The following is a 9,991-nucleotide window of genomic DNA, read 5'->3' as shown; positions in this document are numbered from 1 at the left end:
TTTGTAGGCAGGAGACTGCATACGTGATTCTCTCTGGTGTCGTGGGCTCGGAGATGTAGATAAGAGACCGCCTCCGGAGGGTGACATCCGAGCGGAGGTGCTCGGGGCGAGAGCCGCCAGGGCGGGAAGGCGGGCCGGTTTCGCGGGGGTATGCGGAGCGTAGGACGTGATTGCCGACAGTGATCGGGGTGGAGCGGCCTTCCTGGTGCTCCTGAACGGTGCGTGACCGACAATCGTCCGGGTCGGAAATCCGACACGTGCGAGACACAGGTGATCGGACCCGACACGGTCGCCTGACCCTTCCGCGTGCGACCATCCTCTGATGGGCCGGCGGTTCGGACGGCGGCCGGCAGGTCGGACTCGAGATGACCGACTGTGACAGGCGGCGCCACGCCGGACGCCCGGCGGCGCGGAGCGGGAGATGTTCCGGTGAACCACGGGCACGGCGGTGACGGGCAGGAGCCCGCGGACGCCACCAATGTGATGCCCCCCAGGGGATCCGCCGCGCAGTCGGGCGAACGCGGTACCCGGCCGACCGAGAGCGTGCAGCGCCGGGCGCGCCCCGGTGCCCCGGATGCTCCACCGCCCCCGCCGGAGGCCTTCCGGCCCGCCGGCCCACCGCCGCCGGCGGACGCGTTCCGCCCTGGCCGCCGGGTTCGCCCCGCCGACGGTGATCCGGAGGACGAGGCGGAGGGCGAGGGCGCCACCCAGCTGCTCGGTGAGGCGACCCAGGTGGTCCGCCGGGGCCGGGCTCCGAAGGCGGTCGGTGGCCAGCCCGGTGCCGCAGGTGCCCCCGATGCGTCCGCCTCCTACGGGCCGCCCGCCGGGGCCGGCACCGGGTACGCGCCGCCTGCCGGGTACGCCCAGCCTGCCCCCGGGGCCGGCGGTCAGCCCGGCTACGACCCCGCGGCGTCCGGGCCCCGCGAGGGCGCTCCCCACACCGGCGGCACCTACCTCGACAGCGGAGGCCACGTCCGCCCGGTGTTCGCCGGGAACAGCGGGGCGGGCCCGTACGGCGGCGAGGCCGGTCCGTACGGGGAGGCCGGTCCGTACGGGGCGGAGAGCGGGCCGCTGCCCGCCGGCGGTGCCCAGCAGCCGCCCGGCGGCCCGGGCGGTTCCCGGCCGGCTCCGGGTGGCCCGGCGCCCGCGAAACGCAAGCGTCGCCGAGGCCGGATCCTCGCGTTCGTCGTCGTGCTGCTGCTGGTTCTCTTCGTGGTCGGTGACCGGGTCGCGGTCGCGATTGCCAGGGATCAGATGGAGAAGCAGGTCGAGGTCAGCGTCGCGGAGAGCCTGGAACCCGGTGCCACGCCGCCGACGGTGCGCAACGTCGCGATCGGCGGTTTCCCGTTTCTCACCCAGGTGCTGTTCGGCAAGTTCAAGGACATCAGCGTCACCATCGAGGGAATTCCCACACCCGGGCCGCGGATCTCCGAGGTCGACGCGAATCTCAAAGGCGTGCACGTGCCGCTGGGTGACGCGCTCTCCGACAGCATCGGCGAGGTGCCCGTCGACGACGTCCGGGCGACGGTGCGGATCACCTATGACGACCTGAACGCCTACCTGGAGACGGTGGATCCCGTAGTTCGGGTGACGCCGGTCGAGGGCGGCGAGAAGGTCGAGATCGCGGGCTCTCTCCTCGGCCAGCAGATCAGTGGCGTGACCACCTTCGAGGTCGAGAACAACGAGCTCACCCTTGTCCCGTCGGAGATCGGGCTCGCCGGCGGTATCAACGCCACCATCCCGCTTCCGGGTGGTTTGCGCCTTCCGTCGATTCCCATTCCGATCGCCGGGCTCCCGTTCGATCTGAACATCGTCCAGGCGTCCACGGACGCGACCGGTCTGTCGCTGACCGCGACAGCCAAGGACGTGGTGCTGCCGGCCGCTCCCAAGCCGGCCGGCGACAGGTGACGTCTCGGATCGGGTCGCCGGATCGGGGCAATCTGGACGGATCGCCCACCTTGCTACACTTCGTTTCCGACAAGTCACCATTCGTGGTCGGGGTGTCGGGGTGGTGCGGCCGGTCGGGGCGATGCCTGCAGCGGTCGCCACGGGCCCGCGGGTGGGTCCCGCGGCCGGCCGCCGGGGCCCTCGTGGGGGCGCGTACGGTAGCGGGTCGGATCGGCGACAGAAGCAGGTGCCAGGTGTTCCCGGCGGGCATTGTCGGTGGTGCACCGACCCGCTCACGTCGCCGGTCCCCGTGCCGGACTTACCACACTCGGTCACGAACCTGCTGCCGACGCGATATGAAAGGCGTCGGGACGTGAACGAACGACGTGAGGAAGGTTAGAGGTGTCGGCTCCGGAATCGGCTGAAGCGGTCCGTTCGACGGCGCTCGCGTCACCCGGGCTGGATCAAGGTCGGCATACGACGCTACGATCTGCGACATCCCGCAAGATCGGTCAAGGTAGTGAGGATCCATCGGTGGTGGCACCGTTGCCCGTCCTGTTCGGAGACCGATCCGGACGGCGTGCTGATGAGGGTTTCGGCGGGGCATCCCGGCCTGCGTCCCGTCGCGAAGGGGGAGAGACGTGCAGACGACGTATCTGAGAGTCGTCACCGAGGCCGGTGCCGCCACCGTGCCGGCAGGTGAGCAGTTCATCATCGGCCGCGCCCGGACCGCGGACTACGTCATCGCCGACAGCCGTGTCTCCCGGCGGCACCTCCTCGTCGAGCAGACCGGTGGGGGCTGGTCCGTTCGCGACATCAGCTCGAACGGGACGTGGGTCGACGGCCAGCGGATGCCGGAGGCGCTGCCCGTCCACGGCGAGGTCCGGTTCCGCCTCGGCACGCCGAGCGGCCCCGAGGTCGTGGTCATGCCCGAGTTCCCGGCCGATCGCGGCGGATACGACGAGTCCGACTACGACCCGGGCTCCTACGACATGCAGACCATGCTGCCGGGCTCCAGCGGCTACCAGCCGCCGAAGCCGACCGCGCCGACCCGGGGCCAGGCCGGCGGCCGGGCGCCCGGAGGGCAGGCCGCACCCGGTGGGCGCGGTGGCGGTCCCGCCTACGACCCGGCGCAGACGCCCTCCGGCTCGACCAGCCTCGACCAGGAGCACGAGCGGCGGACCACCTACCGGCTGCGGCCGGGGACGATGACGCTGGGCCGCGCCCGCGACAACGACATCGTCATCACCGACCTGCTGGCCTCCCGTCGGCACGCCGAGCTCTACATCGGCCGCTCCGGGCTGCAGATCGCCGACCTCGAGTCGGCGAACGGCGTGTTCGTCAACGGCCGCCGCATCAGCCGGACCAACGTGAACCAGGGCGACGTGATCGCCATCGGTCACCACGTGTTCCAGCTCGAGGGCGAGCTGCTCGTCGAGTACCTCGACTCCGGCGACGTCAGCTTCGAGGCCGACGCCCTGAACGTGTGGGCCGGCGAGAAGCAGCTCATGCACGACATGACCTTCAAGCTTCCCGGGCGGGCCCTGCTCGGTGTGGTCGGGCCCTCCGGTGCCGGCAAGTCGACGCTGCTCAACGCGCTGACCGGCTTCCGCCCGGCGGACAAGGGCAACGTCCGCTACGCCGGGCGGGACATGTACTCCGAGTACGACGAACTGCGCCGCCGGATCGGCTACGTGCCGCAGGAGGACCTCCTGCACACCTCGCTGACCGTGCGCCGGGCGCTCGAGTTCGGCGCCGAGCTGCGGTTCCCGCCCGACACCACGAAGGCGGAGCGCCGCCAGCGGGTCGACGAGGTGCTCGCCGAGCTCGGCCTGACCCAGCACGCGAACACGCAGGTCTCCCGGCTCTCCGGTGGCCAGCGCAAGCGGACCTCGGTCGCCCTGGAGCTGCTCACCAAGCCCACCCTGCTGTACCTGGACGAGCCGACCTCCGGCCTCGACCCGGGCATGGACAAGAACGTCATGGAGTCGCTGCGCAAGCTGGCGGACGACGGCCGGACGGTCGTCGTGGTCACGCACAGCGTCGCCCAGCTCGACCTGTGTGACTATGTCCTCGTCCTCGCGCCCGGCGGTTACGTGGCCTACTTCGGGCCGCCCGGCGACGCGCTGTCGTTCTTCGGCGCCCGGGACTACCCCGACGTGTTCCTGACGCTGGAGGCGACTCCGGGCGCCGAGTCGGCGGCCCGGTTCCGGAACTCCCGCTGGTACGTACCCGCTTCGATCACCGCTCCGTCGGCCCGGCCCGCGCCGGAGGACCTGCCGTCCATCCGGCAGCAGTCCGTCGTCTCCCAGCTCATCACACTGAGCCGACGCATGATGGCCGTGGTGGCGTCGGACAAGTCCTACCTACGGCTGATCATCGCCTTCCCGTTCCTGCTCGGGGCAATTCCACGGGCAATTCCGGGAGATCTGATAGCGGCGACTGAAGGACCGAACAGAGACGCGCCGACAGTACTGCTGGTGATGACACTGTGTGCCTGCTTCATGGGCATGTCGAACTCGGTGCGAGAAATCGTGAAGGAGAGACCGATCTATCGCCGAGAACGGGCGATCGGTCTGTCCCGAACGGCCTACATCGGTTCGAAGATCGTGGTGCTCACGCTCATCACGACGCTGCAGGCGCTGGTGTTCACCACCATCGGCATCGCCGGTCGACCGATGGGCGACGGCCTGTTCGGGTTCCCCTTCCTGGAAGCCGCGATCGCCGTGATCGCGCTGTCACTCGCGTCGGCGATGCTCGGCCTGGTCATCTCCTCGCTGGTCGACAACGCGGACAAGACGATGCCGCTGCTGGTGCTCATCACGATGGCCCAGCTCGTGTTCTCCGGTGGTCTGGTCGCGGCGGACGGTACGCCCGGCCTCGAGCAGGTGAGCTGGATCGCGCCCGCCCGCTGGGGCTTCGCCGCGCTCGCCTCGGTGATCGACCTGAACACGATCTCCGGCTTCGGGACGGAGATCAACCCGGACTTCCCCGCCGACCCGCTCTACCAGTTCACGTCGACGCAGTTCCTGATCGACATCGGCGGAGCCTTCGTCGTCGGGGTCGTGTGCGTCATCGCGGTCTCCCTGCTGGTGCGCCGGATGGACCCGAAGACCTCGAAGCGCCGCCCGACGGCTCCCACCGCTCGCTGACATCACGCGGTCTCCCGCACAAGGGGGGCGGCGCTCAACCCGGACCCGGGTGGGCGCCGCCCCCCTTTCGCGTGCGGACCCGACCCGGTGGACAGGGGTCCGATCCGGATCGCGTTGTCCACAGGAGGCACCGCGCCTCTGCCGGCAGCCGGCGCGGACCGCAGACTCGGCACATGCCCGAGAGCTATCAACGAGTCGTCGCCCTGGCCCGAGGCCAGGACGACATGATTACCCGGTGTGAGGCGCGTCGGCTCGGCATGTCCGACGCGGCGATCACGGTGCGCCGGCGCTCCGGCGGCTGGCGGGCACCGATCCGCGGAGCGCTCGTCGTGCCCCCGGTGCGCGACCGGGTGCGCGCCTACGCCCGCGCCGCGCTGGCGGTCGCCGGTGGCGTGGTCTGCCTGCTGACCGCGGCACGCCTACACGGCATCCCCGGCCTGCCCCGGTGGGCGCCGCAGGAGCCGGTGGACGTCGCGTTCGCCGATCCGGTGGCGGCCGGCAGGCGCCGGGCCGGCTGCCGGCGCCACGCGATGGCGGTCGAGCCGCGAGATCTCACCGACCTGGGCGGCATTGCCGCCACGGCGGCGCACCGCACCCTGCAGGACATCGTCCTGTGGCTGGACCAGTGCCTGTCGGTGCCGATGCTGCGGGCCGTGCTGCGCCTCGGCTGGCTGGGCGGCCCGTCATCGCCGCCGTCCGGCGCCCGCGAGGGTCCGGCCCGCTCCTCGCCCGCCTTCCTGGCCTTCAAGGACGCTGTCCTGCGGCGCAACGACGAGGGCGCGGGGCCCGGCGGCGGCCCGGACTACTGGCGGCTGCTGGACGCCGTCACGGCGTCGGACGACGTGGCCCGTGACGACAGAGCTCCCGCCGGCCCAGGCCCAGCTACGACGATGCCCGTCGTCATCGCACCCGTGGGCGCGATGACGGCGGGCAGGGCCGGGAGGGCGGGTCGCCCCCTCGGCGGCCGTCAGCCGTTCGCCCAGCGGACGTGAAAGCTCGGGATGTCCGTGAGAAGGATGTCGGCATCGGTCGTGTTCGCCGGGTCGGTGAGATAGAGCCGGCGGACCGGCGTGCCCCGCTCACCGGTGAACACCAGGCGGCTGCCGTCCGGCGAGTAGGCCGGGTCCTGGTCCCGCCCCGGCTCGGCGGTGACCCGGACCCTGTCCGTGCCGTCCGTGTTCATCTGGTAGATCTCCAGGTCGCCGCCGATCTCCCGGCTGAAGGCGATGCGCTGGCCGTCGGGGGAGAAGGTCGGGTCGGCGTCCCGATTGCCGTCGCCCTTGGTGATGGGGGTGGGCTGCGAGTTCGGCTGGGTGGGGATGGTGACGATGAAGCCTCGGTCACTCTCCGTCTCCGACGACCAGTAGGCGATGAGCTCGCCGCTGGGCGACCAGGCGGGGTCGGTGGCCTGGGGCGCCGCGTTGAGCCGGGAGACGGTCTCGCCATCGAGCGACGCGATGTAAAGCCCCGGGTTCGGCAGGCCGTCCTGGCCGGTGGTCGACCGGATGACCAGGAACTTGCCGTCCGGCGAGAGCGACGGCCGCGCGTCGTCGGCGACGGTCAGCTTCGAGGCCGGTCCGGTGGTGAAGAGCCTGACCGGGGCACCCGAGCCGTCCGCCGCCACCGCGTACAGGGCGTTCTCGGCGCCCTCCCGACGGGTGAAGACAACCGTCCTGCGGTCCCTGCTGACCGAGGGCAGGAGATCATCTTCGGCGGTGGTGGTGATCGGGCGGATGTCGGTCAGCTTGCCCTGGTCGGGCAGCCGGCCGGTGTACAGGTCGTAGTTCCCGCTCTGGTCGCTGGCGAAGACCATCGTGGTGTCGTCGAGGGGAACCGCGGACAGCGGCAGCTCACCCGGCGCGGTTGTCGACGCTGCCGCGCCGGCGCTGTCCGTGTCGTCCCCGTCACCGCCTCCGCTCAGCGCGATCAGCGTCGCCGCGATCACCACGGCGGCGACCGCGGCGGTCGCACCGACGATGGCCGGGGTCCGGCGGTTCCGGCCGGTGCCCTCGCCGACCCGAGGCCCCGGCGCCGCGGCCTCACCCGGCCTGCCGGTGCCCCCGCCCGTCGCGGCGCCGTAGCCGGGGCCATGGGCCGTGGCGCCGGGGCCGCGGGTCGCGGCCATGGTGGCCACCGTCCGGTCGTCGCCGCCCTGCCACCCGCCGCCTGTGCCCGCTGCGGCGGGCCCCGCCCCGACGGCGGGGGAGATCGGCAGGTTCCAGCCCTGGAGGACGTTGGTGACCTCGCTCGGGTCGATCGTCGCGTCGACGTCGTCCGTGGGGTCGCCCAGCAGGCGCAGCATGAGCTGCTGCGCGGTGGGTCGGCCCGTCGGGTTCTTGCGCATGGCGTGCCAGACGATGGGGCGCAGCGCGGGGTCGACGCCGTCGAGGCGCGGCTCCTCGTTCAGCGCCCGGTACAGCAGCACCTGCGCGTTGCCCTCGCCGAACGGGTAGTGACCGGTGGCCGCGTAGGTGACCAGGCCGCCCCAGGCCCAGATGTCGACCGCCGGGGTCACCGCCCCGCCCTCGATCTGCTCCGGCGACATGAAGGCGGGAGTGCCGAGCTGCTGCAGGTCGCCGGTCAGCCCGGAGGCAGAGTCCAGCGCCCGGGCGATGCCGAAGTCGATGACCCGGGGGCCGAACGGGGAGAGCACCACGTTCGCCGGCTTGAGGTCCCGGTGGACGATGCCGGCGCGGTGGATCGCGGTCAGCGCCGCCGCGACACCGACCGCGAGCTGCTCCAGGTTCGCGTCCGCGAGCGGGCCGTTGCGGGCCACGAACCGCGCCAGCGTCTCGCCCTCGATGAACTCGGTCACCAGGTAGGGCTGGGGGGCGTGCGGGGCGGCCTCGAGCACCTCGGCGGTGCAGACCCGGGCGACCCGGCGCGCGGTCTCCGCCTCCGACCAGAAACGGGCCCGGAACTCAGGATTGTCCGCCACGTCGGCACGGATCACCTTGATGGCGACCAGCCGGCCCTGCTGCGATCGGCCCAGGTAGACGGTGCCCATACCGCCCTGGCCGAGCTTGCCGAGCAGCTGGTAGGAACCCAGCTCGCGGGGATCGTCCGCACCGAGCGGAACGGTCCGCGCCGGAATCCCGGCCTCCGATGACATCGAGCCCACCCTCACATGCTGTAGCGGGCCAGATGCCTCACCCGGGAGCACCTCTGCCGCGCATCAAAAAGATCATCGTTGTGTCGCCGGTGCCCTGGCGGCACCTGACCAGTTCCGCGGGAGCGGATCCCGGCACCGTTCCGGCGGAATCAGAAAGAAACCTCCGGAGCAGGCAACGCAACACTGTAATGCGGGCCGGGTACGCACCGGTGTCCGGATAGGGACCCGATGTGGGACTCTTTTCCGACATACCTCGCCTCCGGAGCGGGGTGGGTGCCGTTCTCCCCCGCGCGCCCGGGAAACGAAGGGCTGGATGCGTGCCGCACTGGAATCGGGCGACGGTGGCCAGCGCGGTTCTCGCGGTCCTCGCGTTCGCCGGCGGCATCACGCTGATCGTCACCGCGGCCGCCCGGGACACACCGGTCATCCAGGGCACTCTCGGCCCGGCCGATCCCCGCGGGCCGGTCTGGGGCTTCCTGCGCTCGGAGGTCACCGCGCCGGCCGCGCCGCTGGAGGCGCCCGACAGCGCCGCGGCGGGGAGCTGGCAGGTCGTCGACGCGCTGGCCGCGGCGAGGCCGGTGATCTCCCGGTCGGAGGTCGGCCGCTACCAGGTCACCTTCCCCGGTATCGGGGTCGTGGGCGGGCGGGGGGTGGCCCTGGCCACGTCGATCGGCGCGCCACCCGACGGCGGGGCGTACTGCCACGTCACCGACTGGCAGGCGGTGCGACAGTCCGCCGACGAGGCCGACGAGGCCGACGAGGCCGTGGCGGCCACCGCGGCGGGCAGCGGGCAGGTGGTGCCCGTGCGGGCCGGTGAGCGGCTCGACGAACGGGTCGCGCTGGTCTGCCGCGACCCGTCCGGTGCGTACGCGGACTCGCGGTTCGCGGTCCTGTTCACCCACGCGCCGGCCGGCCGCGCGGGGACGGGCGACGGCGGGCCGTACGCCTATCTGCACCACGACGGCACCGCCGCGGCCGGCCCGCTGGATCCCGGCCGGTACAGCGTCGCCGGTCCGGGTCGGATCGACGTCCGCCGGGTGGCCACCGGCCGCTATGCCGTCGACCTCGTCGGCGCCCAGTTCGTGCGCCCCGGCAACAACCTCCAGCTGAACGCGATCGGCGGCGGCGCAGCCGGGTGCAACCCCCTCGATCGGGAGGTGCTCGGTGACCGGCAGACCGTGCTGGTCGGCTGCACCGACGGCGCGACCTGGGCTGACACCCCGTTCGCGCTGCTCTACACCGACCGGGACGCGCTGATGCCGGCCGGGGCGGGCGGATTCGCCCATGTCTTCACGGGCGTGACGACTGGTGACGGGCCGGTGGAACCGGCGCCGCTCAGTGATCCGGTCGAGGCGTGGGGCCGCTACTCGGCCAACAGCACCGGGGCGGTCAACACCGTCCGGCGGGTCGAGGTCGGTGTCTACGAGGTGGTCCTCCCCGGGGTGGGGCGTGGCCCGGACTTCCTGGGAGTGACGGCGTACGGCGACGCGACCTCACGGTGCTCGGCCGACGACTGGGCGCGAGGGCCCGACGAGACCGGAGCGGAGCCCGCCGATCTGACCGCGACCATCCGCTGCGTGGACGCGGCTGGCCGCCCGGTGGACAGCCACGCCAGCGTGGCCTACGTGTCCGCGTTGCCGGCGGGCCTGCGTGGATGAGGGGGCAGCGGCCCGGGTTCGCGGGCGCCGACCGGCTGGACCGGATCGGCTGGACCGGATCGCCAGACGTGGCTGATGCCCCCGAACATCGCCCCCGATGCCACGTCGGCGATCCGGCCTCTGCCTGATCCAAGCCGGCCGGCGGCCCGCGAACCCCGTAGCTTGCTGGTTTCTGTGCAACT

Annotated in this window: 5 protein-coding genes; 4 read left to right on the top strand and 1 reads right to left on the bottom strand. The window is 72.2% G+C overall.

All coding sequences use genetic code 11. From position 1 onward, the window contains the following. Positions 1-375 precede the first annotated feature (375 nt). The 3 genes from AB1460_RS17775 (at position 376) to AB1460_RS17765 (ending at position 6,031) form a co-directional block, all read left to right on the top strand. Positions 376-1,908 (top strand): DUF2993 domain-containing protein, encoded by a 1,533-nt coding sequence (locus tag AB1460_RS17775; protein ID WP_368962620.1) that lies wholly within the window; start codon positions 376-378, stop codon positions 1,906-1,908. A 620-nt stretch (positions 1,909-2,528) separates the two neighbouring features. Next, positions 2,529-5,039: an FHA domain-containing protein gene (locus tag AB1460_RS17770; protein WP_368962619.1), complete on the top strand. Its 2,511-nt coding sequence runs from the start codon at positions 2,529-2,531 to the stop codon at positions 5,037-5,039. Between the two features lie 173 nt (positions 5,040-5,212). After that, a complete protein-coding gene (locus tag AB1460_RS17765) occupies positions 5,213-6,031 on the top strand; it encodes a hypothetical protein (protein WP_368962618.1) in 819 nt (272 codons plus the stop codon). On the opposite strand, the gene AB1460_RS17760 is transcribed toward AB1460_RS17765, so the two are convergent. After that, positions 6,007-8,151: a protein kinase domain-containing protein gene (locus tag AB1460_RS17760; RefSeq protein WP_368962616.1), complete on the bottom strand. Its 2,145-nt coding sequence runs from the start codon at positions 8,149-8,151 to the stop codon at positions 6,007-6,009. The two genes, AB1460_RS17765 and AB1460_RS17760, sit on opposite strands and share 25 nt — an antisense overlap. Positions 8,152-8,468: 317 nt before the next feature. Here AB1460_RS17760 and AB1460_RS17755 point away from each other — a divergent pair, with 317 nt between their 5' ends. After that, positions 8,469-9,809, top strand: coding sequence for a hypothetical protein (locus tag AB1460_RS17755; protein WP_368962615.1), 1,341 nt, complete (start codon positions 8,469-8,471; stop codon positions 9,807-9,809). The last annotated feature ends 182 nt before the right edge of the window (positions 9,810-9,991 follow it).

This window comes from Parafrankia sp. FMc2 (genome assembly GCF_041008525.1).
In the GTDB taxonomy this organism is placed as follows: domain Bacteria; phylum Actinomycetota; class Actinomycetes; order Frankiales; family Frankiaceae; genus Parafrankia.
This window is presented reverse-complemented; position numbering and strand designations above follow the sequence as displayed.

Coding starts and splice junctions, on each gene's coding strand:
- AB1460_RS17765 (WP_368962618.1), top strand. CDS start 5,213: ATGCCCGAGAGCTATCAACGAGTCGTCGCCCTGGCCCGAGGCCAGGAC.
- AB1460_RS17760 (WP_368962616.1), bottom strand. CDS start 8,151: ATGTCATCGGAGGCCGGGATTCCGGCGCGGACCGTTCCGCTCGGTGCG.